The following is a 24717-nucleotide window of genomic DNA, read 5'->3' as shown; positions in this document are numbered from 1 at the left end:
ACGACATAGGGAGAGAGCGATGAGCGCGTTGGACCAAGGGGAACAAGGAGCCGAGCGCACGCTCGGTCAGCTGGTCGCCTCGGCGACCGCGGAGATGTCCGCCCTGGTGCACGACGAGATCGCCCTCGCCAAGGCGGAGCTGCGCCAGGACGCCAAGCGCGCCGGGGTCGGCGGCGCCGCGATCTCCATCGCAGGGGTGTTCGCGCTGTTCTCGCTGCCGGTGTTGAGCTTCGCCGCGGCGTACGGGATCCACAACCTCGGGCTGGGGCTCGCCTGGTCCTTCCTCATCGTCGGAGCCGCGTTCCTGCTGCTCGCCGGCGTGCTCTCGCTGCTGGCCGTGTCGAAGTTCAAGAAGGTCAAGCCGCCGGAGAGGACCATCGCCTCCGTGAAGCAGACGGCGGCCGTCGTCGGGACCGTCAAGCCGCATCCCCGCGCGGTCAGTGACAACGCCGTGGGTGTGGCACGCTCGTCCTCATGACAGCGCCCTCGCCGGCTTCCGGCACCCCGCCCACCGCCGCCTCGGCGGTACGGCTCGACATCCCCGGCGGGAAAGAGGTGACGCACCGGGACGTCGCCGCCAACGGGGCGCGCTTCCACGTCGCCGAGCTCGGTGACGGGCCGTTGGTGCTCCTGCTGCACGGCTTCCCGCAGTTCTGGTGGACCTGGCGGCACCAACTGACCGCCCTCGCAGACGCCGGTTACCGCGCCGTCGCGATGGACCTGCGCGGGGTGGGCGGCAGCGACCGCACGCCCCGCGGCTACGACCCGGCGAACCTGGCGCTGGACATCACCGGCGTCATCCGGTCCCTCGGTGAGCCGGACGCCGCACTCGTCGGGCACGACCTGGGCGGCTACCTCGCCTGGACGGCGGCTGTGATGCGGCCGAAGCTGGTCCGCCGACTGGTGGTCTCCTCGATGCCGCACCCGCGTCGTTGGCGCGCGGCGATGCTCGCGGACTTCGGGCAGACCCGCGCGAGTTCGCACATCTGGGGCTTTCAGCGACCGTTCGTCCCCGAGCGGCAACTGGTCGCCGACGACGGGGCGCTCGTGGGCCGGCTGATCCGGGAGTGGTCCGGTCCCGTGCCGCCCGAGGACGCCGATGTCGACGCGTACCGGCGCGCGATGTGCATTCCGTCCACCGCGCACTGCTCGATCGAGCCGTACCGCTGGATGATGCGCTCGATGGCCCGGCCCGACGGGCTCCAGTTCAACCGGCGCATGAAGCGACCGGTGCGGGTGCCGACGCTGCACCTGCACGGCTCGCTCGATCCGGTGATGCGCATACGGAGTGCGGCGGGCAGCGGGCAGTACGTCGAAGCTCCCTACCGGTGGCGCCTGTTCGACGGCCTGGGGCACTTCCCGCACGAGGAGGACCCCGCGGCCTTCTCGGCGGAACTGGTGAACTGGCTCAAGGACCCCGAACCGGACCGCTGAGCGGACGGGCGCCCGGCGAGTGCCCGTCCGCCGGGCGGACGCCCCGCCGGCGGCCGATCGGCGGCCCGAGCGGCGGCCCGGGCGGGGAGCCTGGGGGCGGCCGGAATGGGGAACCTACGAGGGGAGCCGGGACGACAGTCCGCCCATCCTTCATACGGTTGTGTGACGGTCGTTCAATTGCCTGCCGCATAGGCCAATTGGCCGCCGCGTACGCGATTACCGACCTTTGGGCCCGGGCAAAGCTCGGAGTATGGGCTGGACGCACGACTACGGTGACACCGCACACGAACGCCGCTCGGCCACCGCGCCGGGCACCCACGAGGGGCAAGGCCGCGACGGCCACGACCCTCGACTCGGGATTCCGCGCATCCTGCGCCGCCGGGCCCGCTGGGTATCGGCCCGGCTGCGCCATCCGCGGATGTAGGGCCCCTCGGGCCCGGCGCTGCCCTTCGCACACGCCTCAGAGGGCGCAACCCTGGCTGTCGACGCGCCGTTCGGCCGTCTTCCCGCTCCGGATGTCGTCGCGGATCTCGTCCGCCGTCAGGGCGTAACCGGTGTTGGGGTCGTCCAGCGACTTGGCGAAGACGACCCCGTACACCTTGCCCTCGGGCGTCAGCAGCGGGCCGCCGGAGTTGCCCTGGCGGACCGTCGCGAACAGGGAGTACACGTCCCGTCGGACCGTGCCGCGGTGGTAGATGTCAGGGCCGTTGGCGTTGATCCGGCCGCGGACGCGCGCCGAGCGGATGTCGTACGCGCCGTTCTCCGGGAAACCGGCGACGATCGCGTCGCTGCCGCTCGCCGCGTCCTTCTCGGTGAACTCCAGCGCGGGCGCCTTCAGCCTGGGCACGTCCAGGACGGCGATGTCACGCTCCCAGTCGTAGAGCACCACCTTGCCGTCGTAGAGCTTGCCTTCGCCGCCCACCTGCACCGTCGGCTCGGCGACCCCGCCGACGACGTGCGCGTTGGTCATCACCTTGCCGGGCGCGAACACGAAGCCCGTGCCCTCCAGCACCTTGCTGCAACTGGGCGCGGTGCCCACGACCTTCACGATCGAGCGCTTGGCCAGGTCGGCGACACCGCTGCGGGCGAGCGCCGGATCGGGCGCCTTCACCTCGGTGATCGGCTCGTTGGAGAAGGGGCTGAACACCTCCGGGAAACCGTTGCGCGCCAAGGTCGAACTGAAATCCGAGAACCAGGTGTTCGCCTGCGCCGGCATCACCCGCGACACGCCGAGGAGCACCTTGGAGTTGCGGACCTCCTTGCCCAGGGTGGGCAGCGAGGTCCCGGCAAGCGCGGAACCGATCAGCCACGCCACCAGCAGCATCGCGACGACGTTCACCAGTGCCCCGCCCGTCGCGTCGATCGCGCGGGCCGGGGACCAGGTGATGTGCCGTCTGAGTCTGCTGCCCAGATGGGTGGTGAGGGCCTGGCCGATCGAGGCACAGATGATGATCACGACGACGGCGATGACCACGACGGTGGTGGACACCTGAGTGCCGTTGTCGGTGACCCGGTCCCAGATCAGCGGAAGCAGGGACACGGCGATGAGACCACCGCCCAGGAAGCCGATCACCGACAGGATGCCGACGACGAAGCCCTGGCGGTAGCCGACGATCGCGAACCATACGGCGGCGACCAGCAACAGGATGTCCAGCACATTCACGTGGGCCACCGTCTCATGCGCGCCAGTCGATCGTGACCTCACGTGATCGGTCCCACTCGCGCTCCCACCCCGCGAAGTGCAGCAACCGGTCGATCACCCCCGCGGTGAAACCCCAGACCAGAGCCGATTCGACGGTGAAAGCGGGGCCCAGCAGACCGCTCGGATGTACGGCTGTCACACGGTGCGCCGGATCCGCGAGGTCCGCGACCGGCACCGTGAACACGCGGGCCGTCTCCGCCGGGTCCACGGCGCCGACCGGGGTCGGCACCCTCCACCAGCCGAGCACCGGGGTCACGACGAACTCGCTGACCGGGATGTAGAGGCGGGGCAGCGCCCCGAAGAGCTGGACCCCGGCGGGATCGAGGCCGGTCTCCTCCTCCGCCTCCCGCAGGGCGGCGCGCAGCGGGCCCGTGGTCCGCGGATCGCCGTCCTCCGGGTCGAGGGCACCGCCGGGGAAGGAAGGCTGGCCCGCGTGCGAGCGCAGGCTCCCCGCGCGTTCCTGGAGCAGCAGCTCCGGGCCTCGGGGGCCCTCGCCGAAGAGGATCAGCACCGCGGACTGGCGACCCCGCCCGTCCTCGGGGGGCAGGAACCGGCTCAGCTGGTGGGGCCGCACGGTGCGCACGGCCTCGACCACCGGGTCCAACCAGCCGGGAAGCCCCCGGGTGCTCAGGGTCACGGGGCCGCGGGGGCCGACGTACGACTCATCACCCTCGACTCCCGCCGCGCCCACCGGCCCGCCCGTCACGCTCTCGTCCCTCGTACCCCGCGTCATAGGCACCCCTGCTCCTGGCTCCTGATCCGTGTCCACCCCGGCGACGGTGACACCCGCTCAACGCGGCCCGCCGCCGGTTTCGTTCCTCCGCGAGCGCCTTGCGACGCCGCGGACCCCCTTCAGGGCGCCGGGGCGCCCAGCGGCGGCGCGGGCAGGCCCGGGTAGTCCGCCGGCGGGCTCAGCCGCTGGCCCGGCTGACCGCCCTTCTCGTACTTGAGCAGCTTGCGCGCCTTGTCCGGATCGGTCTCACCCTCCCCGTACGACGGGCAGAGCGGGGCGATCGGGCAGGCGCCGCAGGCGGGCTTGCGCGCGTGGCAGATCCGGCGGCCGTGGAAGACGACGCGGTGCGAGAGCATCGTCCACTCGCTCTTGGGGAAGATCGCGCAGATCTCCTCCTCGACTTTTTCCGGGTCCTCCTGCTCGGTCCACTTGAAGCGCCGCACCAGCCGGCCGAAGTGGGTGTCGACGGTGATGCCCGGGACGCCGAAGGCGTTGCCGAGCACGACGTTGGCCGTCTTGCGGCCCACGCCGGGCAGGGTCACCAGGTCTTCGATCCGGCCCGGCACCTCGCCGCCGAAGTTCTCGCACAGGGCCTGCGAAAGGCCGAGGAGCGAACGCGACTTCGCCCGGAAGAACCCGGTCGGCCGGATCAGCTCCTCCAGATCCTCCGGGGCGGCGGCGGCCATGGCCTCGGGGGTCGGGTAGGCGGCGAAGAGGGCCGGGGTCGTCTGGTTCACGCGCAGGTCGGTGGTCTGCGCGGAGAGGACGGTGGCGACCAGGAGCTCGAACGGGTTGCGGAAATCCAGCTCCGGGTGGGCGTACGGGTACACCTCCGCCAGTTCCCGGTTGATCCGGCGGGCCCTGCGGATCATCGCGAGGCGGGATTCCGGCTTCGGGGTCCTGGCGGGCTTCGCCGGGGCGGCGGTCTTGGACGGCTTGGCCGCCGTCCGGGACGGCTTGGGCGCCCGGGACGGCTTGGGCGGTTGCGACGGCTTGGGCGGTTGCGACGGCGCGCCCTCGGCGGGCGCGGCGTCGGCGGACGCGGGCGTGTTCGCGGGGGCGGTCTCGGCGGACGCGGCCTTGTTCGCGAGGGCGGTCTTGGCGGAAGCGGTCTTGGCGGGCATGGGCTTCCGCTGCCCTGCGGCCCGCCCGGGCCCTTGTTTCTTGGTCGAACCTTTGCCCTGTGGGCTCGGAGGAACCTCCGAGGGCGACGCCCCGGGGCCTTGTTCGCCCACGGCTGAATTCTGGCCCGCCGTCACTCCTGCGGACCCCATGGCCTGTGCTCTCACCGGCTTATTGGACACCCGGCCAGCCTAAGGCCGACCGCTGACAGCCGCCCGGACCTCTGGTAACACCACCCCGATGGGGCCCTCGCCACACAGCACACCCGTACGTCCGGCATCCTTGTGATTGATCGCACTGTTTCAGCCGTCCGGCAAAATGGGGAGCGGTCCCCTGAGCCGGTCGACATAGGAGAGAGACTCGTGGACGACGTTCTGCGGCGCGCCCCGCTCTTCGCGGCGCTCGATGACGAGCAGGCCGCGGAGCTCCGCGCCTCCATGGGCGAGGTGACCCTCGCACGCGGTGACGCCCTGTTCCACGAGGGCGACCCCGGTGACCGGCTGTACGTGGTCACCGAGGGCAAGGTGAAGCTGCACCGCACCTCCCCCGACGGCCGCGAGAACATGCTGGCCGTCCTCGGTCCCGGCGAGCTGATCGGCGAGCTGTCGCTGTTCGACCCGGGCCCGCGCACCGCCACCGCGACCGCGCTGACCGAGGTCAAGCTGCTGGGTCTGGGTCACGGCGACCTCCAGCCCTGGCTGAACGCCCGGCCCGAGGTCGCGACGGCGCTGCTGCGCGCCGTGGCGCGGCGCCTGCGCAAGACCAACGACCAGATGTCCGACCTGGTCTTCTCCGATGTCCCGGGCCGCGTGGCCCGTGCCCTCCTGGACCTGTCGCGCCGCTTCGGCGTGCAGTCGGAGGAGGGCATCCACGTCGTGCACGACCTCACGCAGGAGGAGCTGGCACAGCTCGTCGGCGCCTCGCGCGAGACCGTGAACAAGGCGCTGGCCGACTTCGCCGGCCGCGGCTGGCTGCGGCTGGAGGCGCGCGCGGTGATCCTGCTGGACGTCGAGCGGCTGGCGAAGCGCTCGCGCTGACGCCAACCCGGCGCACCGCCACAGGCTGCGCGGAAGGGTCCTGCCCCGAGGGGTGGGGCCCTTCCGTCGTTTCCGGTGACATCATCCGCACGACGTCGGCTCCCGTGGAACCTTTCCCCTGCGGCGGCCCCCCGTGACGGCATCTCCCGTGACGTCTTCTCCGGGAAGGAGCAGGGTGGAGGCATGGGGCACAAGGGGCTGGACGCACAGGGGTACTTCGAGCGCGAGGGATCGCTCGGCCGGGTGCCGCGGCCGTTCACGCCGGTCGTCGTCGCCGCGCGGGAGCGGATCGCCGAGGCGTACGGGCGGCGGCTGCACAGCGCCTACCTCTACGGGTCCGTGCCGCGCGGGACGGCCCGCCCCGGGCGCTCCGACCTCGACCTGCTGCTCGCCCTGCACCGGGAACCCGCCGACGACGACCGGGACACCGCCGAAGTACTCGGGCGGGGGTTGGACGAGGACTTCCCGCAGATCGACGGGGTGGGCGTTCTGCTCTTCGGCAAGGACCGGCTGCTGAGCGAGGAGGAACGTTTCGACCTGGGCTGGTTCCTCGCCTGCCTGAGCACGCCACTGCTCGGCGAGGACCTGGCCGAGCAATTGCCGCGCTACCGGCCGGACGGTGTGCTCGCCCGGGAGACCAACGGCGGACTGGACGCTCTGCTGCCCGCGTGGCGGAGCAGGGCGCGGGCGGCCTCCTCGCCCGAGGAGTACCGGAAGCTGAGCCGGTCCTTCTCCCGGCACCTGGTGCGCAGCGGGTTCACCTTGGTCATGCCCTGGTGGGGCGGCTGGACCAGCGACCTCACCGAGTCGGCGGAGGTCTTCGGCCGGTACTACCCCGAGCGTGCGGCGCAGATGCGGGCGACGGCCGCGGTGGCGCTGGACCCGGTCGCGGACCCGGCGGTCGTGCGCGGGTACACGGAGGACCTCGGGCCGTGGCTCGCGCGGGAGTACACCGCCCGGCACGGCGTCCCCGCGCGGGACCGGGGCCGGACCGTGGGTGAGGCCGTGGGTGAGGCCGTGGGTGAGACGTCCCGCCCGGCCGGCCTTGACCGCAGCCCGACAGGCCCTGGGCCCGGTAGTCCGACGGGCGCCGGCTGCTAGATCTCGGTCCGGTCGGTGAGCGCCTCGACCGCGTGCTTGGCCTCCGCGAGGCCCGAACCCGTGGCGCGGCGGTGGACGCGGATGGCTTCGACGGTGCGGCCGTCGCGGGCCAGGGCCCGTACCTCGTCCATCCCCGCCGGTTCGGGTTCCTCGATGCCGAAGTGGTCCAGCACCAGGCCCAGGCGGCGCTCCAGGCCGTCCGCCCGGCGTTCGAGGGCCTTCATCCGCAGGGTCACCGTCGAGGTGATCCACGAGGCCGTGGCGATCAGCGCGAGCAACAGGAACAGCGTGGTCATTCAGGTCCCCCCGGAATCAGTCCGTGATCTTGAAGATACTCCAGTTGGGCCCGGACAGACCATTCCGCAATCGGCCAAAGCGACCGGTCCACGTCGGCGTAGACGTAGGCCACGACCGCCTCGGGGGTGAGGAAACCGTTCTCCACGGCGGTCTCGACCTGGGCCAGCCGATGGGCGCGGTGGGCCAGGTAGAACTCGACCGCCCCCTGCGCGTCGTCCAGGACCGGACCGTGGCCCGGGAGCACCGTGTGGACCCCGTCGTCGACGGTGAGGGAGCGCAGGCGGCGCAGGGAGTCCAGGTAGTCGCCGAGCCGGCCGTCGGGGTGCGCGACGACGGTCGTGCCGCGTCCGAGGATGGTGTCTCCGGTGAGGACGGCCCGGTCGGCGGGCAGGTGGAACGAGAGGGAGTCCGAGGTGTGACCGGGCGTCGGGACCACGCGCAGCTCCAGGCCGCCGACCTGGATCCCCTGGCCCGCCGAGAGGCCCTCGTCGCCGAGCCGCAGGGCCGGGTCCAAGGCGCGGACCTTGGTGCCGGTGAGCTCGGCGAAGCGGCCGGCGCCCTCCGCGTGGTCGGGGTGGCCGTGGGTGAGAAGGGTCAGGGCGACGCGCTTGCCGGCCTCCTCGGCGGTGCGGATGACGGCCCGCAGGTGCCCCTCGTCGAGCGGGCCGGGGTCGATGACGACGGCCAGGTCGGAGTCGGGCTCGGAGACGAGCCAGGTGTTGGTCCCGTCCAGGGTCATCGCGGAGGCGTTGGGGGCCAGGACGTTGACCGCGCGGGCGGTGGCGGGCCCCGAGGAGACCACTCCCCGGGGCTGGCCGGGCAGGCTTGCGGCGTCGGTCATGCGGTGGCACCTCCGGGGCGTCCGAGGCGGACGCGCTTGGTGAACTCATCGTGCCCCGGCCAGCTGAGCACCACATCCCCGCCCTCCAGGGCCGCCTGCGCGAGGACCGGGGTCAGGTCCTGGTGCACTGCCCCGGCCAGGGCGTCGGCGGCGCTCTCGTACGGCTCCAGTGACCGCAGGGTGGAGATGGTGGGCGGCATCATCAGCAGCTCCCCCTTGTCGTAGCCCGCGGCCGCCTCTTCGGGGCGGATCCACACCGTCCGGTCGGCCTCGGTGGAGGCGTTGCGGGTGCGCTGCCCCTCGGGGAGGGCGGCGACGAAGAACCAGGTGTCGTAGCGGCGGGGCTCGAACGCCGGGGTGATCCAGCGGGCCCAGGCCCCGAGCAGGTCCGAGCGCAGCAGGAGGCCACGGCGGTCGAGGAACTCGGCGAAGGACAGCTCGCGGGCGACGAGGGCCAGCCGGTCGACCTCCCAATCGTCGCCGGTCGTGTCGCCGACGATCGCGTCGGGGGCTTCGCCGGCGAGGAGGACCCCGGCTTCCTCGAAGGTCTCGCGGACGGCTCCGCAGACGATGGCCTGGGCCGTACGGGGGTCCGTGCCGAGGCGGTCCGACCAGTCCTCGAGGCTCGGTCCCGCCCAGCCGATGCGGTGGTCCTCGTCGCGGGGGTCGACCCCGCCGCCGGGGTAGGCGTAGGCGCCGCCGGCGAAGGCCATGGAGGTGCGCCGGCGCAGCATGTGCACGGCCGGACCGGCGTCGGTGTCACGCAGCAGCATCACGGTGGCGGCGCGTCTGGGTTCGACGGGAGTGAGGGAACCGTCCGCTAGCGCGCGGATGCGGTCGGGCCACTCCGGGGGGTACCACTGGCCCCCGGCGGGCGTGGCCTCGTCCGGGTGCGACTGCTGCTGTCCCTGCTCACCGTTGGGCATGGCCGGATGCTACGGCCATCCGGCCCGATGTTCGAGGGGCCCCCGCCCCGTCGGCCCCCGCCTCCGCGACCCGAGCCGGACCACCCCCGCGCCGCAGCCGGTGGGGAGCCCGCAGGCTACGAGCGCCCCCACGCGGCCGCTGCCTGGGCCGCCACGCCAACGGCCGGGCCGGGGGCGGGCCGAAGGGTCCGGATACGGCGGGGTGGGCCGGGGGGGCGGCCCGGAGCTCGGGTGAGCCCAGGAGTGGCTGCCCTACGGTCCCCACGCGCCCGGAGCCGACCCGCAGCGACGGGCCCGCCAGGGCCGAGGCCCCGTAGGCCCCGGGGTGGAGCACCCGTCAGGCGGTCGGAAGCGAGCCGCCTGCCCGCCGCCGCCAGGCGGTCGGACACGGCTCTTCACACCCGCAGCCGACCGGGCGGGAACCCGGGCGGCCGGCCACTTGCCGGGCCGAAGGCCTGCCCGCAACCGCGAACCCGTCACGCCGGGGCCCGAGCCGAAGGCCGAGGGCGCAACCGTGAACCCGCCACGCTGGAGCAGGGCGGAGGCCGGGGCCGGGGCCGGGGCCGGGGCCGGAGCAGGAGCGGAAACGGGGCGAGGACCGGGGCCGGAATAAGGCCGGGACCAGACGAAGGCCGCAGGCCGGGCCGCGGGCCGATCTGCCGACCGCTCCGCCGGCCGGGCGAGAGCCGGAGCAAGGGCCGGAGCCGGGCGGAGGCTGCGGGCCAAGGCACGCGAGGCTCGGGGCCGCTGACTTGCCGGGCCGAACACCTGCCCGCAACCGCGAACCCGTCACGCCGGGGCCCGAGCCGAAGGCCGAGGGCGCAACCGTGAACCCGCCACGCTGGAGCAGGGCGGAGGCCGGGGCCGGGGCCGGAGCAGGAGCAGGAGCGGAAACGGGGCGAGGACCGGGGCCGGAATAAGGCCGGGACCAGACGAAGGCCGCAGGCCGGGCCGCGGGCCGATCTGCCGACCGCTCCGCCGGCCGGGCGAGAGCCGGAGCGAGGGCCGGGGCCGGGCGGAGGCCGAGTGGCCCGACTGCCCGGCCGGGGCCGGGGCCGGGCGGGAGCTGCGGGCCAGGGCGCGGGCCCCGAACCACAGGAGCTCGCCCGAATATTGAAAGCCCGGCTACGCAAGGGCCGGGTAGGCGGCCACTGACCGGGGCCGCAACCCCCGGGCGGGCAAACCGGCCGAGAGCCCCGATCAGGTGGCCGACGAGCAGTACGGCCGGGCTCCGCCCGGACCACGACACGGGCCCTGAACCGGGGGAGCCTGCCCGAGTGAGGGCCCCGTACGCGGCCACCGACCGGGGTCTGAGACCGAGGCGGGCGCCTGGAAGGCCGGAAGCCGCAACCCGAGGCGGGCGCCACCGACCAGGGCCCGAAACCGGCGCGGGCGCCCCGGCCGAAGCCTCGGCTCTGGGTGCCGACGAGCAGTACGGCCGGGCTCCGCCCGGACCACGACATCACCGCCGCCACCCACGGCCCCGCGCCCGGAACGCCGGCGAGGCCGGAGTCGAGGCGGGCCGGGGTGCGGGAGAGCCCACCCGACCCGGCGCCACCTCGCCCCGCCGATCACGGCGGGGCGGGGAAGGAGCCGGTCAGGCTTCGGGGACCAGCTCGACCTGGATCTCGACCTCGACCGGGGCGTCCAGCGGCAGTACCGCCACGCCGACCGCGCTGCGGGCGTGCACGCCCTTGTCGCCGAGCACCTCGCCCAGCAGTTCGCTCGCACCGTTCAGCACACCCGGCTGCCCGGTGAAGTCCGGGGCGGAGGCCACGAAGCCGACGACCTTCACGACACGCGCGATCTTGTCCAGGTCGCCGATCACGGACTTGACGGCCGCGAGCGCGTTCAGCGCGCAGGTCGCGGCCAACTGCTTGGCCTGCTCCGCCGACACTTCGGCGCCGACCTTGCCGGTGACCGGCAGGCTGCCCTTGACCATCGGCAGCTGGCCGGCGGTGTACACGTAGGCGCCCGACCGCACGGCCGGCTGGTACGCGGCCAGCGGCGGCACGACGTCCGGCAGGGTCAGGCCGAGCTCGGCCAGCCTCGCCTCGACGTTCCCGCTCATGCGGCCTTCTCCCGCTTCATGTAGGCCACGAGCTGCTCGGGGTTGTTCGGCCCGGGCACGACCTGGACGAGCTCCCAGCCGTCCTCGCCCCAGGTGTCCAGGATCTGCTTGGTGGCGTGGACCAGCAGCGGGACCGTCGCGTATTCGAACTTCTTGGTCATGGGAGCGAGGGTAGTGCCTGTCACCGGGGCCTCTCGCGCGGCCTCGTTCCCCGGCCCGGAACACGAACCGTCCGGCCGACTCGTTAGGCTCGGACGCTGTGAGCAGGCTCCAGGTGGTCAGCGGCAAGGGCGGCACCGGCAAGACCACGGTCGCCGCCGCACTCGCACTCGCCCTCGCGCGCGAGGGCAGACGGACTCTGTTGGTGGAGGTCGAGGGCAGGCAAGGCATCGCGCAGCTCTTCGGCGCGGAGGCGCTCCCGTACGAGGAGCGGAAGATCGCCGTCGCGCCGGGCGGCGGCGGTGAGGTGTACGCGCTCGCCATCGACGCCGAACGCGCGCTACTGGACTACCTCCAGATGTTCTACAAGCTCGGTTCCGCCGGCCGCGCGCTCAAGAAGCTCGGCGCGATCGACTTCGCGACGACCATCGCGCCGGGCCTGCGCGACGTCCTGTTGACCGGCAAGGCCTGCGAGGCGGTCCGGCGCAAGGACAAGGCCGGGCGGTACGTCTACGACCACGTGATCATGGACGCGCCGCCGACGGGGCGGATCACCCGCTTCCTGAACGTCAACGACGAGGTGGCCGGGCTGGCCCGGTTCGGGCCGATCCACAACCAGGCGCAGGCCGTCATGAAGGTCCTGAAGTCCCCGGAGACGGCCGTCCACCTGGTGACGTTGCTGGAGGAGATGCCGGTCCAGGAGACGGCGGACGGGATCGCCGAACTGGAGGCGGCCGGGCTGCCCGTGGGCCGGGTCGTCGTCAACATGGTCCGCCCGCACCACTTGGACCAGGAAGCCCTGGGCGCGGCGGCCGGCGAGCGCCGTGCCGATGTGGCGAAGGCCCTGTCCCGCGCGGGTCTGGGCGGCGCGCGCCGCGGCGGTCTGGCCGAGCGGCTGGTGGACCCGCTGCTCGCGCAGGCCGCCGAACACACGAGCCGGGTACGGCTGGAGCGGGAGCAGCGGACCGTGCTGGAGGGGCTGGACGTGCCGACGTACGAACTTCCCCTGCTCGGCGGCTCGGGCATGGACCTGGCCGGGCTGTACGAGCTGGCGACGGAACTGCGCAAGCAGGCGGTCGACGCATGACCGAGCGCGGGACGGCGGCGGAGGAGCAGCCGAGCGAGCAGCCGACGCCGGAGGAACAGACGCCGGAGGAACAGACGCCGGAGGGACAGACGACCGATACGCCCACGACCGGGAAGCTGGTGGCCGACGACATGGGCCTGGACACTCCGCCCGCGCTGGCGGTGGACGCGCTGCTGGACGACCCGAAGACCCGGATCATCGTGTGCTGCGGCTCCGGCGGCGTCGGCAAGACCACCACCGCGGCGGCGCTCGGCGTACGGGCGGCCGAGCGCGGCCGGAAGGTGGTCGTGCTGACCATCGATCCGGCGCGCCGGCTGGCCCAGTCGATGGGGATCGCCTCGCTGGACAACACGCCGCGCAAGGTCGCGGGCGTGTCGGGTGAGGGCGGTGAACTGCACGCCATGATGCTCGACATGAAGCGCACCTTCGACGAGATCGTCGAGGCGCACGCGGACGGCGAGCGGGCCCGGGCCATCCTGGCGAACCCCTTCTACCAGTCCCTGTCGGCCGGTTTCGCCGGCACGCAGGAGTACATGGCGATGGAGAAGCTGGGCCAGCTGCGGGCGCGGGACGACTGGGACCTGATCGTGGTCGACACCCCGCCGAGCCGGTCCGCGCTGGACTTCCTCGACGCGCCGAAGCGTCTGGGGTCGTTCCTGGACGGCAGGTTCATCCGGGTTCTGATGGCTCCGGCGAAGGTCGGCGGGCGGGCCGGGATGAAGTTCCTCAACGTCGGCATGTCACTGATGACCGGCACGCTGAGCAAGTTGATGGGCGCCTCGCTGTTGAAGGACGTACAGACCTTCGTGGCGGCGATGGACACGATGTTCGGTGGCTTCCGCACCCGCGCGGACGCGACCTTCCGACTGCTCCAGGCCCCTGGCACGGCCTTCCTCGTGGTCGCCGCGCCCGAGCCGGACGCCCTGCGCGAGGCGGCGTACTTCGTCGAGCGGCTGGCGGCGGAACGGATGCCGCTGGCCGGCCTGGTGCTGAACCGGGTCCATGACAGTGCGGCCGAACAGCTCTCCGCGGAAAGGGCGTTGGCCGCCGCAGAGAATCTTGAGGACGGGGGCATTGTCGATCAGGAGTCCGGGCAAGCTGGACTTCGTGACTCGGACGCGGACACCGGCGCCCCCGAGACCGGCTCCCCCAGCGCCGTCGACGCCGACGTGGACGAGATCACCGCGGGATTGCTGCGTCTGCATGCCGAGCGGATGCAGGTGATCGCGCGCGAACAGCGCACGCGTGACCGCTTCACCTCACTGCATCCCGAGGTGGCGGTGGCCGAAGTGGCCGCCCTGCCCGGCGATGTGCACGACCTCGCCGGGCTACGGGCCATCGGAGAGCGGCTCGCGACCGGGGTTCCGGCCGGAGCGTAGGCGTTCGCGTACGTGCGGTGTGGGCGGTTTACCCGGCTGCCGCGTACGTCTCGTACGGAACGTCGATCTCCGCGTCGACATCCATGGTGAGGATGCCCGTACTGCGCTCGTACTCCGTGCGGGCGGTTTCGAGCAGCCGTCGCCACGAGGTGACGGTGGGACGCCGGCGCAGCAACGCGCGACGCTCCCGCTCGGTCATTCCGCCCCATACTCCGAACTCGACACGGTTGTCGAGCGCGTCGGCCAGGCACTCGGTCCGCACCGGACATCCGGTGCACACCGCCTTGGCCCTGTTCTGTGCCGCTCCTTGAACGAACAGTTCATCCGGATCGGTAGTGCGGCAGGCTGCCTGCGCACTCCAGTCGGTAACCCAGCCCATCCCGGCGCCGTCCTCTCCCGAATCGAGGCTCCCCCACGGCGGTAGCGGCATATTCACCGCTGCCAGTTGAGGACGTTACGGAAGGCGAGCACAGCGCAACACCCCCGACGGGCCCAATCTTGAATGGTCCGAACGGACTATGGGTAAGCGGCAGATCACCCGACGGAGTGATCGGACGACATGCCCGACCATTCCGGCGATTCGGGTGAAATCGGAGATTCACCACCGGACACCGTCCGAGTGAACGGCGGGATTCGGACATCAGTCCACCGCATTCGGCAAGGGTGAAAATCAAGCCGAGGGGTTGATGTCGCGCCGCACTGCTGTGACAGTTGGGGCCAGCTTAGGCCAAGGCATTCGCGCGTGTCCGGTGAATGAGAACGTAGACACCTCACGTTGCTATGCGGTCAAGTTCATGGGATGAGGCCTCCGAACACGGCGCGGTCGTAGAGGCGCTGATGCCACTCGTTTGCGCCAGAAGCGGGCTTGCTGATCAGCACGGGATTCGGGCCGGTCTCTATGAGATGCAGCAGGGTCCAGGCCACGCCGTAGCAGTCGTCCGGACCGAAGCATGAGACGAGAGCCTGCGCCTCTTCCCCGGTGACTGGCTTGGTGATCGCTCGGAGCTGTTGGTCACGCTGGTCGATCTCTTCTTCGCTCGCGTCCCAGTCGGGGAGCGGGCCGTCAGCAACGAACGCCTGCACTTCGGGTCTCATGCTCGAATGATCGGCCGCCGTCAGCAGCGTGGGCAAGGTTTCTTCGCAGGTCACGCGGCTTGTGCTTCTGCCGACGACGGTGCTGGGAACGCGGACTGCTCGTCGAACAGCTTGTGGTGCTGAAGGCAGTGATAGAGCTGGCCGATCATGCGGTTGAACAGGTTGCGCTGGGCGGCCGCGTGCCAGTCGCCTTGTTCGCGTCGGCGCCGGTAGTGCGCGTTGGCTCCGGTCGATGCTCGCAGAGAAGCGAAGGCCCAGAGGTAGCCGGCGTGGTTGAGCCGGTCGTTCTTCACCCACCGTCTGGTGACGGCGGACTTCTTGCCCGAGGCTCGGGTGATGGGTGAGGAGCCGGCGTAGGCCTTGAGGCCGCGGGCGTCGACGAAGCGACCGCGGTCGTCTCCGATCTCTGCAAGGACTCGGGCGGCGAGCTGGATTCCGAGGCCGGGGAAGCTCAGCAGGACCTCGGCGTCCGGGTGCTGGGGGAAGGCTTCTTCCACCGCTTTGGCGAGCTGGTCTGCGGCGGTGCAGGCCGCATCCAGCTGGATGAGGAGGGCGAGCATCTGCTTGCCGAGCGCATTCTCAACCAACGGCGGCTGGTGCGCCCATTCGTCCCGGAAGACCTCGCGGAGGCGCTCGGCTTCGGCTTCGATGCCGCGCTGGCGGCCGGCGCGCTTGAGGGCCGCCTGGATCTGGGTGCGGGTCAGGCGTGCGGCTCTGGTCGGGGTCGGTGCGGTCTTGAGGAGCTCGCGGGCTTCGGGGCGGCACAGGCCGTTGGTCCAGGCCGCGAAGGCGGCCAGGGCTGCGGGGTAGTACTCGCGCAGCAGGGACCGGAGCTGGTTGGCGAGCTGCTGCCGGTTCCACAGGGAGTCCTGCTGAGCTCGTGCCAGGACGGTGATCGCGCGCCCGAGCTCCGAGTCGTCTGGCAAGGTCCGGTGGGCGTGCATGTCGGTGCGGAGGATGTTGGCCAGGACCAGGGCATCGCCGGGGTCTGACTTCTTTCGCGAGACGCTGTGCCGGTCGCGATAGCGGGCGGCGGCCATCGGGTTGATCGCGAACACCTTGCGCTTGCCGGTCCGCAGTACGGCCACCAGTAAGCCCCGGGAACTCTCGATCGCGACCGGGATCGGGTTCTCCTCGGTGTCGCCGTACTCGGCGAGTAACTCCAGCAGGATCGTGTAGCCGGCCACATCGTCGGTGATGTGACGCTTGGCCAGCAGCTGGCCGGTGTCATCGACCAGGGCGACGTCGTGGGTTCGTTCCGCCCAGTCGATTCCGCAGTAGATCAAGATTCCCTCCCCAGAGTTCGGCTTTTGCGCTGGTCACGAGCGCATGCGGGCCACGCAGCGGCCTAATCCCAGGCCTCGACCGCACTACGGCCGGGCCGCCACCTCACTAGCCGTTCGTGGCACCAGCGCATCCCACGGGCCTCGGTCTATGCGGGAGCTCAGACGGCTCGGGCGGCTCAAGAGGTCACCATGCGATGGGCTCGCACCACCAACGAAACGAATGATCAAGTCGAGAGGTGTTGACCCGCGACGGCCCTGGACAGTGCCGCTCTCTTAATAGGCATCGATGCCGGGTGAGTTTTGGGCATCCGTCCAGCGCCGACGGGCGCCAACACCACTCGTGGCGGCGGCCACGGAGGCGCCGGACGCCGCTCGCTCTATTGCCAGGCCTCGAAGGCCAGGCAACACCAAGGCGTCCGCCCGGCACCCACGTGACCGCCACCACTCGCACCAGACCGCGCACCGATCTACGTTGAGGCCTCGATGGCCCGGCTGCACTTGGATGTCACGGTCTGGTACTCGAACATCCCGAGAGACCCGTGGTCCCGCAGAATGCCGCTAACAACGGATTAGGCTGCCCTCCATGGGAAAGAAGCGCTCGGGCGGCGGGCTCACGGGGCCGCAACAGGCCGCCAAGTTCCTCGGGGTGTCGGTCCTCTCCGGAGTCGTATTGGCTGGCATCGCGATCCCGGGCGCCGGCGCCCTGGGTCTCGCAGCCAAGGGGACGGTCGAGGGATTCGACGAGATCCCGGCCAATCTCAAGACACCTCCGTTGAGCCAGCGCACCACGATTCTGGACGCGGAGGGTGGCTTGATCGCCACCGTCTATTCGCGCGACCGCCAAGTCGTCCCGCTGACGGCCATCTCCCCGTACATGCAGAAGGCGATCGTCGCCATCGAGGACTCGCGTTTCTACGAGCACGGCGCGGTCGACCTCAAGGGCATCCTGCGTGCGGTGAACCGCAACGCGCAGGAGGGCGGCGCCGCCCAGGGCGCGTCCACGTTGACCCAGCAGTACGTGAAGAACGTCTTCGTCGAGGAAGCCGGTGACGACGAGTCGAAGGTGCGCGAGGCGCAGGAGAAGAGCCTCGGGCGCAAGATCCGCGAGCTGAAGTACTCGATCCAGGTCGAGGAGGAACTCGGGAAGAAGAAGATCCTCGAGAACTACCTCAACATCACCTACTTCGGCCAGCAGGCGTACGGAATCGAATCCGCCTCCCAGCGCTACTTCAGCAAGCCCGCCAAGGACCTGACGCTGGAGGAGTCCGCGCTGCTGGCCGGCGTGGTGCAGTCGCCGACCCGCTTCGACCCGGTCAACGACTCCCAGGAGGCGATGAAGCGCCGCAACGTCGTCCTCCAGCGGATGGCCGACATGAAGGACATCTCGCAGGCCGAGGCGGACGAGGCGAAGCAGAAGCCGGTCACGCTCAAGGTGACCCGGCCCAAGAACGGCTGCATCACCGCCGTGAAGGGCGCCGGCTTCTTCTGTGACTACGTGCGCAACACCTTCCTGACCGACCCGGTGTTCGGCAAGACCCGCGAGGAGCGCGCCAAGCTCTGGAACCGCGGCGGCCTGACGGTCCGTACGACGCTCGACCCGCAGTCGCAGGACTCGGTCAACGAGTCCATCAAGGACCACGTCCACCAGGACGACAAGGTCGCGACGGCCGTCACCCTCGTCCAGCCCGGCACCGGCCGGGTGCTCGGAATGGGCCAGTCCAAGCCGTACGGCTTCGGCAAGGACGAGACGCAGATCAACTACTCCGTCGACAAGCGGATGGGCGGCTCGAACTTCGGCTTCCCGACCGGCTCCACCTTCAAGCCCTTCGTCGCGGCCGCGGCCATCGAGCAGGGCATGTCGCCCACGAAGGTGTACGCCTCCCCGCACGACATGGAGTACCCGAGCGGCGTGCAAACCTGCGGCGACAAGCCCTGGGTCAACGACAGCAAGCCCAAGGACCGGGTCGAGAACGAATCGGAGTCCGAGAACGGCCCGTACGGGATGAGGGAGGCGATGGCCAAGTCGGTCAACACCTACTTCGTCGAGATGATCAGCGACATCGGGCTGTGCCCGGTCACCGAGATGACCACGAAGCTCGGTGTCGTCCCGGCCGACGGCGCCAAGCTGCCGGAGGTCCCCGCCATCGCGCTCGGCACCCAGGGCATGTCCCCGCTGACCATGGCCGGCGCCTACGCCACGTTCGCCAACCGGGGCGTGCGCTGCACCCCGATCGCCATAGAGTCCATCACGGACGCGCACGGCAAGGCGCTCGCCGTCCCCAAGTCGCAGTGCGAGCGGGTGATGTCGGAGAAGACCGCCGACACCATCAACACCCTGCTGCTCGGCGTGGTCGACTCCGGTACGGGCGCCCAGGCGGGTCTCACCGACCGGCAGAGCGCGGGCAAGACGGGTACGACCGAGAACCGCTACAACGCCTGGTTCGTCGGGTACACGCCGAACATGTCCGGCGCGACGTGGGTCGGCTCGGCGGGCCTCAAGCAGGTGTCGATGGAGAACATCACCATCGGCGGCGAGTTCTACGACAAGGTCTACGGTGGCGGGCTGCCCGGCCCGATCTGGAAGCAGGCGGTGACGGGCGCGCTGGCGGGCCGGGAGAACCAGAGCTTCCAGACGGTGTTCGTCGGTGACTCCGCCACCCCGTCCGGCGGCGCCCGCGGCAACCGCCCGACCCAGCCGAGCAACCCCAACCCGGCCAAGCCCGGGAAGGGCAAGCCGGGTCGGGACGGCAAGCCGGGCGACGGCGACCCGGGCGGGGCGACGATCGCCGGGGCCACCGGCGGCGGCGCACCCGTCGACCCCTTCCCCGGGATCTCCATCCCGCCGGGCGTGATCGGCGGCGGCGACGTCCAGTAGCCCGGACACGCCTGGGCGTGAAAGAGGGAGGCCCCCGCCGGATTCCGGTGGGGGCCTCCCTCTCCACGTGTCCGGGCTTCCCGTGTCCGGAAGCCCTCGGCGAGAGGTCCAGGAGTCCCACGCCAGGTCGGGGAGCCTTACGCGAGCCGCTGCTTGACGGCGGCGGCGACGCGACCGCCGTCGGCCAGCCCGGCGACCTTCGGGTTCACGATCTTCATGACGGCGCCCATCGCCCGCGGCCCCTCGGCCCCGGCCGCCTTCGCCTCCGCCACGGCCTGCGCGACGATCTCGCCGAGCTCGTCGTCCGTGAGCTGCTTGGGCAGGTACCTGTCGAGGAACTCGCCCTCCGAGAGCTCCCGCGCGGCCGACTCGGCCCGGCCACCCTGGCTGAACGCCTCCGCTGCCTCGCGGCGCTTCTTCGCCTCCTTGGCGATCACCTTGAGGACTTCGTCGTCGGAGAGCACCCGGGCTTCCTTGCCGGCGACCTCCTCCTTGGTGATGGCGGCGAGGGTCAGTCGCAGCGTGGACGAGCTGAGCTCGTCGCGCGCCTTGATGGCAGCGGTGAGGTCTTCCTGGAGCTTGGCCTTGAGCGTGGTCATGCCCCGAGTCTGCCAGGTGCGGCGGCGTCGGCGCCCGCCGGTTTTCCGCTGGGGCGACGCGGGGTGCGACGATGGGGTCATGCGTGCGCGTTACGGAGTACCCCTGAAGGTCGGCGCCGGGATCGCGGCGGTGGGGGCCGCGGGTGTGGCCTACGCGGCCGGGTTCGAGGCACGGTCGTTCCGGCTGCGCCGGGTGACGGTCCCCGTCCTCCCCCCCGGTATGCGACCCCTGCGGATACTGCAGGTGTCGGACATCCACATGGTGGGCGGGCAGCGCAAGAAGCGCGCCTGGCTCCAATCGCTCGCCGGGCTGCGCCCGGATTTCGTGGTGAACACGGGCGACAACCTCTCCGACACCGAGGGCGTGCCGGAGGTGCTGGACGCCCTCGGGCCGCTGATGTCCTTCCCCGGCGTGTACGTCTTCGGCTCGAACGACTACTACGGGCCGCGGCTGCGCAACCCCGGGCGCTACCTGATCGAGAAGACCCAGGGTCGGCACGGGTTGAACGGGAACAAGCCGGTCGTCGGCGCCGTCCACAACCCGTGGGAGGAGATGCGCGACGCCTTCGACGCGGCCGGCTGGCTGAACCTGACCAACACGCGGGCGCGGATGAAGCTGGACGGGCTGGAGATCGCCTTCACCGGCCTGGACGACCCGCACATCAAGCGGGACCGCTACGCGATGGTCGCGGGCGGACCGGAGGCGGACGCGGACTTCTCCATGGCGGTGGTCCACGCCCCGTACCTGCGCGTCCTCGAAGCGTTCACCACCGACCGCTACCCGCTGATCCTGGCCGGGCACACCCACGGCGGGCAGCTGTGCGTCCCGTTCTACGGGGCGCTGGTGACCAACTGCGACCTGGACACCGACCGGGTCAAGGGCCTGTCGACCCACACGGCGAACGGCAACCGCGCGTACCTCCACGTCTCGGCGGGCTGCGGCACCAACCGCTTCACCCCGGTCCGCTTCGCCTGCCCCCCGGAGGCCACCCTCCTGACACTGACCCCGCGGCAACCCGGCTGACCGCCCGGCGGGCGCCCCGCGAAAACCGGATTTCGTCTCCGGCCGACGGTCCGCTAAAGTAATCGATGTCGCCAGGACAGCACACGCTGCACAGGCGGCGATCGGGGTGTAGCGCAGCTTGGCAGCGCGCTTCGTTCGGGACGAAGAGGTCGTGGGTTCAAATCCCGCCACCCCGACTTCGTAAGACCAGGTCAGGGGCCTGATCCACTCAGTGGATCAGGCCCCTGTTTGGCGTTTGCTCCTGTCTTGGGAGCCATCGGGGAGCCGACTTCGGAACCTGGCTCCCCGGGGAGCCGGTCAGGCAGCGGCGGCGCCGGGGTCCGGGGCAGTCGTGCGGGTGCTCCGGTCGTCGAGGACGATCAAGGCGGGGCCGTTCTCCTTCTCGGCCTGATCGGTCACACGGTCCACGGCGAGCGCCGTCCTGCGGTAGACCGCCGCGGCCAGCGCCCACGTGGCCAGGTCCTGGTCCTCACCCGGCGCGCCGCCTGCCTCGTGTCCCCGGGTCACCTTCCACATCGTGGTGAGCACGGCGAGCAGGGACCTTCCCGACAGGGCTGTCTCGACACGGCCGCCATCCGCGTCGTCGATCCGCTCGGGGAGCCGGAAGTGGGCGTGCCCGCTGGTCTGCTCCGCGATGAAGTCCCACGTCTCCCTGTGGCAGATCAGGGTCGCGGAGGCGATCGACGCCGCCGACAGCAGGCGCTCCAGATGAGCGCGCTGGTCCTCCTGGTCGATCTGAACGGGCTTCTGGACCGGCGTCGCGACCGGAGACGAGTCGGGCGCGGCGCCCTGCCCGGTTGCCGCGTTCCCCTGACCGTGGGCGATGCGAACTTCTTCCAGCACCTGAGGTTCCTTCCCGTCGGGTTGTTCGGTCAGCTCGGCCGGCTCTCCGAGTACCTCAGGCGCGGTCGTGTCCAGCCCGGCGGGCCGTTGCTCAACGGACACAACGGCGGCCAGGGCGCTAGAAGCCGGGAGACTCGTCACCTGAGGCTGTACCAACGGCACCGGCTGGCTGCTCTCCTCCAGGCGCCGGCTCAGGGACTCCAAACTGCCCCGTGTCTCTGCCAAGTCGGTGAGCATCCGTTCCTGACGTCGCCGGAGCTCGCGGTTCTCCTCGCGCAGGCCCATCGTGCCTTGCGCCACGGCTTCCAGAACCTTCTGCCGCGTCTGGTCCACCGTCACGTAGAGCGCGCTCAGCCCCGTCGCCGGGTCCTCAAGCGCTCCCCTTATGACGTCGAGTTGACTGAGTGCCTTTTCCGTCTCGCCCCTCCGCCGCATGCAACCCCCACTTCACTCCGAGTGATGACCGCTCATCTCTCCCCGACGCAGTGTCAGCTAATGCGATGATTTCCAGCCGAATCACGATTCCGCTTGTGCGGGGCCGACGCGGCCGGTACCACCGAGACCATGCACCGTTGGTCGCCGCTCAACGATCGTCAGCTCGCTCTCCTCACCCGCGTCGCGGAGGGTTCCGACCCCGTCACGTCGGAAAGCCCCCATCTCGCGCTCACCGCGCGGGCCCTGAAGGAGCGCGGGCTCATCGCCATGCCCAAGGAAGACGGGAAGTGGCGGGCGGAGATCACCATTGCGGGGCAGTTCTACCTCCAGCACGGCCATCACCCGGACCGGCCTGAGCCGGCACCACGGAAGGCTCGACCGGCAACGACGTCCGAAGCCAAGAAACCGGAGTCCGACCGCGAGCGAAAGGCCGCTGCCGAACCGAAGCCTCCTGTTCAGCACGTCGCCAGGGCCCCACGGCCTTCTCCGGCAGACATCGGGCCCGCCCTGATCGCGGAGGTGCAGCAGGCAGGCCGGTTCCTGCGCATCCCCGCCCCGGACGAGGCGGAGCGAGCTCGCTACCGCAGAGCCTTCGACGCGGCCCGCCAGTGTGCGTCCGCCGGGTACCACCTGAAGTACAGCGGGCGGACCAAGGGGGACTTCTTCCTGGGGCTGCTCCGGGTGACCGGCGAGGACGACACGGAGTGGAACCGGATCCGCCTGGCGCGCAGTCGTGTGATCACCGACGTGGACGATGTCGTCGCGGCCGTGACCGCGGACCACAGCGCCTTCGAGATCTCCGACGGGGCACTTCCCCGTGCTCTGTCCCTGCTTCGCCGGATCGCCGAGCAGGCCCTCCCTCTCCACGGGGAGATCGCGGTGTCCAAGAAGCGTAGGCAACCGAGGCCACTGCTCACGATCCATGGCCGTACGTACGAGATCACCTTCAAGGAACGTCAGAAGCAGGTCCGGTACGTGCCCAAGCCAGCGGGCCGCCGCACGTACGACTGGCAGCGGGTCGTCCCGGCGCAGCGGTTCGAGCCGTCCGGGGAGCTGGAAATGGTCCTCGCCCAGCAACAGGGGTACCAGTACGGCTGGAAGAAGGAGTGGGCCGACACCGAGAAGAAGCCGCTTGAGGACCAGATCGGTTCGGTACTCCGGGCGCTCAGGGCCCGGGCCGATGAGCAGGAACGGGCCCGGTTGGAGCGGGAGGCCGAACAGCGGCGGCTCCAGGACGAGCGGGAACGGCAGCAGGCCGAGAACCGCCGACTGGAAGCCGAGAGGCAAGAGCGCGCCCAACGGGAGTGGGAGGCCGCGGTCGGCGTGGCTTCGATCAAGGCGGTGGACGCCGCTCGGGCCGAGCACTTCGGCACCGCGCTGGAACAGTGGCGAGCCGCAGGAGAGATCCGGACCTTCTGCAACGCGCTGGACGAGACCGCCGCCCAGACGGAGGACCCCATCGAGGCCGAGCGGCTCCGGGAGTGGTCGGCGTGGGGCAGGGCGGAGGCCGCCCGCCTGGACCCGACCTTGAACGGAAAGGGGCTCGGTGCCCGGGACTTCCACGCCGAGCCCACCGGGGACGAGCTGCGGCCGTTCCTCGACGGCTGGCATCCGCACCGCCCGGAGAAGGTGAAGCCACCGGTGGAGCCCGCACCGCCCAAGCCGGAGCCCGAGCGGTGGCGTGACGGCTTCAACGACGTACGTCAGGACCAAGGCTGGAGATATGGACCCCAAGGCCGCGCTCAATGGTGGAGGCGATGACGCCATGCCCACGGTCTCGGAGCGCCTTCACGGCCTGCTCGACCAGTTCGCCAAGGCGCAGCACCTCGGCGCGTAGGGCGACGAGCTCGTCGTAGCGCTCGGCCTTCTCCTCCCCGCACCACTCCCGGACCGTGCGCAGGGCGGCCGCCTCCGCGTCCAGCTTGCGGTCGTCCCGGCGGTGGTACGACTGCCAGGAGGGCCGAGCGCGCTCATCGTCCACAGCCTGTTGCCGCCGGTCCACCTCCGGCAGGACCTCCTCAGTCAAGCGCTGCGCCACCTGCCGCGCGATCCGCTCGGCGACCGGCCAGCCGACCAGGCAAAGGCCGTTGCGGTCCTCGTGGACCATGGCGTCGCCGCGAAGCTCGGCGGGGTCCATGGCGATCAGCGGCGCTGTCTCGTCGAGGTGGCCGAGCTCCAGCACACCCGCGTCTGCCACCGCCTTGCGCAGCCGTAGCCGCCCCTTGGGGCGGACGAAGCCCAGGATCATCCGCGCCGCCTCGAACTCGGCACTCCCCCGCACCTCCCTCGACGCCTCGGCCAGGGCGAGCTCCGCCGTGTCATCCGCACGGAAGGCGTCGACGTCAGCCCAGAGCGTGACCAGACAGCCGGCGCTGACCCACTCCTGCAGTCCGGCCTCATCACCGTCCAGGAACCGCACGTGGATTCCTGACCTGCCGGAGGCGCCCACTCGAACGATCTCCACCTGGCGCAGGGCGCCGCCCAGTTCCTTCGGCTTGGCCCGATAGGCCCAGCACTCCCCGATCTTCATGCCTCCATTGAGCCAGGTCGACGGCGCCGCCGGATGCCCATCAACAAGATCTCGACGGCGAGCCGACTTCGGAGTCGGCCCCGCCCCGTCCGTGATCTACCGGAAGCAACTGCCCCGGGGCACGGCCCGCACGTAGGCTCG

At 71.1% G+C, this 24717-nt stretch carries 24 protein-coding genes and 1 tRNA gene; 11 read left to right on the top strand and 14 right to left on the bottom strand.

What is annotated here, in order from left to right:
- Positions 1 to 19: 19 nt before the first annotated feature.
- The 3 genes from ACV7NM_RS17765 (at position 20) to ACV7NM_RS17755 (ending at position 1858) form a co-directional block, all read left to right on the top strand.
- Entirely contained in the window at positions 20 to 478 is a 459-nt protein-coding gene (locus ACV7NM_RS17765) for a phage holin family protein (protein ID WP_463411178.1), read from the top strand.
- Complete coding sequence (locus ACV7NM_RS17760) at positions 475 to 1434, top strand: alpha/beta fold hydrolase (RefSeq protein WP_463411177.1); 960 nt, start codon at positions 475 to 477, stop codon at positions 1432 to 1434. The genes ACV7NM_RS17765 and ACV7NM_RS17760 overlap by 4 nt, the downstream gene beginning before the upstream one ends.
- 250 nt (positions 1435 to 1684) lie before the next feature.
- Complete coding sequence (locus tag ACV7NM_RS17755; protein WP_463411176.1) at positions 1685 to 1858, top strand: hypothetical protein; 174 nt, start codon at positions 1685 to 1687, stop codon at positions 1856 to 1858.
- Positions 1859 to 1894: 36 nt separating this feature from the next.
- Here ACV7NM_RS17755 and ACV7NM_RS17750 read toward each other — a convergent pair whose 3' ends face one another.
- The 3 genes from ACV7NM_RS17750 to nth form a co-directional block, all read right to left on the bottom strand.
- Positions 1895 to 3097: a MarP family serine protease gene (locus tag ACV7NM_RS17750; protein WP_463411175.1), complete on the bottom strand. Its 1203-nt coding sequence runs from the start codon at positions 3095 to 3097 to the stop codon at positions 1895 to 1897.
- Positions 3098 to 3110: 13 nt separating this feature from the next.
- Entirely contained in the window at positions 3111 to 3869 is a 759-nt protein-coding gene (locus tag ACV7NM_RS17745; protein ID WP_463411174.1) for an NUDIX hydrolase, read from the bottom strand.
- A gap of 119 nt (positions 3870 to 3988) precedes the next feature.
- Positions 3989 to 4993 (bottom strand): endonuclease III, encoded by a 1005-nt coding sequence (gene nth / locus ACV7NM_RS17740; RefSeq protein WP_463411173.1) that lies wholly within the window; start codon positions 4991 to 4993, stop codon positions 3989 to 3991.
- A 360-nt stretch (positions 4994 to 5353) separates the two neighbouring features.
- Between nth and ACV7NM_RS17735 the strand changes: the two genes are divergently transcribed.
- Both ACV7NM_RS17735 and ACV7NM_RS17730 read left to right on the top strand, forming a co-directional pair.
- Complete coding sequence (locus ACV7NM_RS17735) at positions 5354 to 6028, top strand: Crp/Fnr family transcriptional regulator (RefSeq protein WP_003981529.1); 675 nt, start codon at positions 5354 to 5356, stop codon at positions 6026 to 6028.
- Between the two features lie 183 nt (positions 6029 to 6211).
- Positions 6212 to 7129, top strand: a complete 918-nt coding sequence (locus ACV7NM_RS17730; RefSeq protein ID WP_463411172.1) for a nucleotidyltransferase domain-containing protein — start codon at positions 6212 to 6214, stop codon at positions 7127 to 7129.
- Here the strand turns inward: ACV7NM_RS17730 and ACV7NM_RS17725 are convergent.
- From ACV7NM_RS17725 to ACV7NM_RS17705, 5 genes are all read right to left on the bottom strand, one after another.
- Complete coding sequence (locus tag ACV7NM_RS17725; protein WP_463411171.1) at positions 7126 to 7425, bottom strand: hypothetical protein; 300 nt, start codon at positions 7423 to 7425, stop codon at positions 7126 to 7128. The two genes, ACV7NM_RS17730 and ACV7NM_RS17725, sit on opposite strands and share 4 nt — an antisense overlap.
- Positions 7422 to 8267 (bottom strand): MBL fold metallo-hydrolase, encoded by an 846-nt coding sequence (locus tag ACV7NM_RS17720; RefSeq protein ID WP_463411170.1) that lies wholly within the window; start codon positions 8265 to 8267, stop codon positions 7422 to 7424. Before ACV7NM_RS17720 ends, ACV7NM_RS17725 begins: the two co-directional genes overlap by 4 nt.
- A complete protein-coding gene (locus tag ACV7NM_RS17715; RefSeq protein ID WP_463411169.1) occupies positions 8264 to 9193 on the bottom strand; it encodes an NUDIX hydrolase in 930 nt (309 codons plus the stop codon). The genes ACV7NM_RS17720 and ACV7NM_RS17715 overlap by 4 nt, the downstream gene beginning before the upstream one ends.
- 1597 nt (positions 9194 to 10790) lie before the next feature.
- Entirely contained in the window at positions 10791 to 11264 is a 474-nt protein-coding gene (locus ACV7NM_RS17710; protein WP_463411168.1) for a RidA family protein, read from the bottom strand.
- The gene (locus tag ACV7NM_RS17705) at positions 11261 to 11425 is read right to left on the bottom strand and encodes a DUF4177 domain-containing protein (protein ID WP_136216794.1); all 165 of its coding nucleotides are present in this window, start codon (positions 11423 to 11425) and stop codon (positions 11261 to 11263) included. Before ACV7NM_RS17705 ends, ACV7NM_RS17710 begins: the two co-directional genes overlap by 4 nt.
- Before the next feature lie 98 nt (positions 11426 to 11523).
- Here ACV7NM_RS17705 and ACV7NM_RS17700 point away from each other — a divergent pair, with 98 nt between their 5' ends.
- Both ACV7NM_RS17700 and ACV7NM_RS17695 read left to right on the top strand, forming a co-directional pair.
- On the top strand, positions 11524 to 12510 hold the full coding sequence (locus tag ACV7NM_RS17700; protein WP_463411167.1) for an ArsA family ATPase: 987 nt from the start codon (positions 11524 to 11526) through the stop codon (positions 12508 to 12510).
- Positions 12511 to 12641: 131 nt separating this feature from the next.
- A complete protein-coding gene (locus tag ACV7NM_RS17695) occupies positions 12642 to 13889 on the top strand; it encodes an ArsA family ATPase (protein ID WP_463413970.1) in 1248 nt (415 codons plus the stop codon).
- Positions 13890 to 13917: 28 nt separating this feature from the next.
- Here the strand turns inward: ACV7NM_RS17695 and ACV7NM_RS17690 are convergent, their stop codons facing one another.
- The 3 genes from ACV7NM_RS17690 to ACV7NM_RS17680 form a co-directional block, all read right to left on the bottom strand.
- Positions 13918 to 14268, bottom strand: coding sequence for a WhiB family transcriptional regulator (locus ACV7NM_RS17690; protein WP_053676911.1), 351 nt, complete (start codon positions 14266 to 14268; stop codon positions 13918 to 13920).
- Positions 14269 to 14681: 413 nt separating this feature from the next.
- Entirely contained in the window at positions 14682 to 15038 is a 357-nt protein-coding gene (locus ACV7NM_RS17685) for a hypothetical protein (protein WP_463411166.1), read from the bottom strand.
- On the bottom strand, positions 15035 to 16270 hold the full coding sequence (locus tag ACV7NM_RS17680; protein WP_463411165.1) for an IS110 family RNA-guided transposase: 1236 nt from the start codon (positions 16268 to 16270) through the stop codon (positions 15035 to 15037). The genes ACV7NM_RS17685 and ACV7NM_RS17680 overlap by 4 nt, the downstream gene beginning before the upstream one ends.
- 583 nt (positions 16271 to 16853) lie before the next feature.
- Here ACV7NM_RS17680 and ACV7NM_RS17675 point away from each other — a divergent pair.
- Positions 16854 to 19145, top strand: a complete 2292-nt coding sequence (locus ACV7NM_RS17675) for a transglycosylase domain-containing protein (protein WP_463411164.1) — start codon at positions 16854 to 16856, stop codon at positions 19143 to 19145.
- Positions 19146 to 19282: 137 nt separating this feature from the next.
- Here ACV7NM_RS17675 and ACV7NM_RS17670 read toward each other — a convergent pair whose 3' ends face one another.
- Complete coding sequence (locus tag ACV7NM_RS17670; RefSeq protein ID WP_463411163.1) at positions 19283 to 19744, bottom strand: GatB/YqeY domain-containing protein; 462 nt, start codon at positions 19742 to 19744, stop codon at positions 19283 to 19285.
- 79 nt (positions 19745 to 19823) lie between these two features.
- Here ACV7NM_RS17670 and ACV7NM_RS17665 point away from each other — a divergent pair, with 79 nt between their 5' ends.
- Positions 19824 to 20768 carry a metallophosphoesterase gene (locus ACV7NM_RS17665; protein WP_463411162.1) on the top strand — a complete coding sequence of 315 codons (945 nt, stop codon included), beginning with the start codon at positions 19824 to 19826 and terminating at the stop codon, positions 20766 to 20768.
- A 102-nt stretch (positions 20769 to 20870) separates the two neighbouring features.
- Positions 20871 to 20944 (top strand) — tRNA-Pro (locus ACV7NM_RS17660).
- A gap of 121 nt (positions 20945 to 21065) precedes the next feature.
- Here ACV7NM_RS17660 and ACV7NM_RS17655 read toward each other — a convergent pair.
- Positions 21066 to 22046, bottom strand: coding sequence for a hypothetical protein (locus ACV7NM_RS17655; protein ID WP_463411161.1), 981 nt, complete (start codon positions 22044 to 22046; stop codon positions 21066 to 21068).
- A 129-nt stretch (positions 22047 to 22175) separates the two neighbouring features.
- Here ACV7NM_RS17655 and ACV7NM_RS17650 point away from each other — a divergent pair, with 129 nt between their 5' ends.
- Complete coding sequence (locus ACV7NM_RS17650; protein ID WP_463411160.1) at positions 22176 to 23807, top strand: PE-PGRS family protein; 1632 nt, start codon at positions 22176 to 22178, stop codon at positions 23805 to 23807.
- Here the strand turns inward: ACV7NM_RS17650 and ACV7NM_RS17645 are convergent.
- On the bottom strand, positions 23737 to 24576 hold the full coding sequence (locus ACV7NM_RS17645; protein ID WP_453421398.1) for a PE-PGRS family protein: 840 nt from the start codon (positions 24574 to 24576) through the stop codon (positions 23737 to 23739). The two genes, ACV7NM_RS17650 and ACV7NM_RS17645, sit on opposite strands and share 71 nt — an antisense overlap.
- Between the last annotated feature and the right edge of the window lie 141 nt (positions 24577 to 24717).

The organism is Streptomyces sp. Tek67B01, from assembly GCF_055231995.1.
This window is presented reverse-complemented; position numbering and strand designations above follow the sequence as displayed.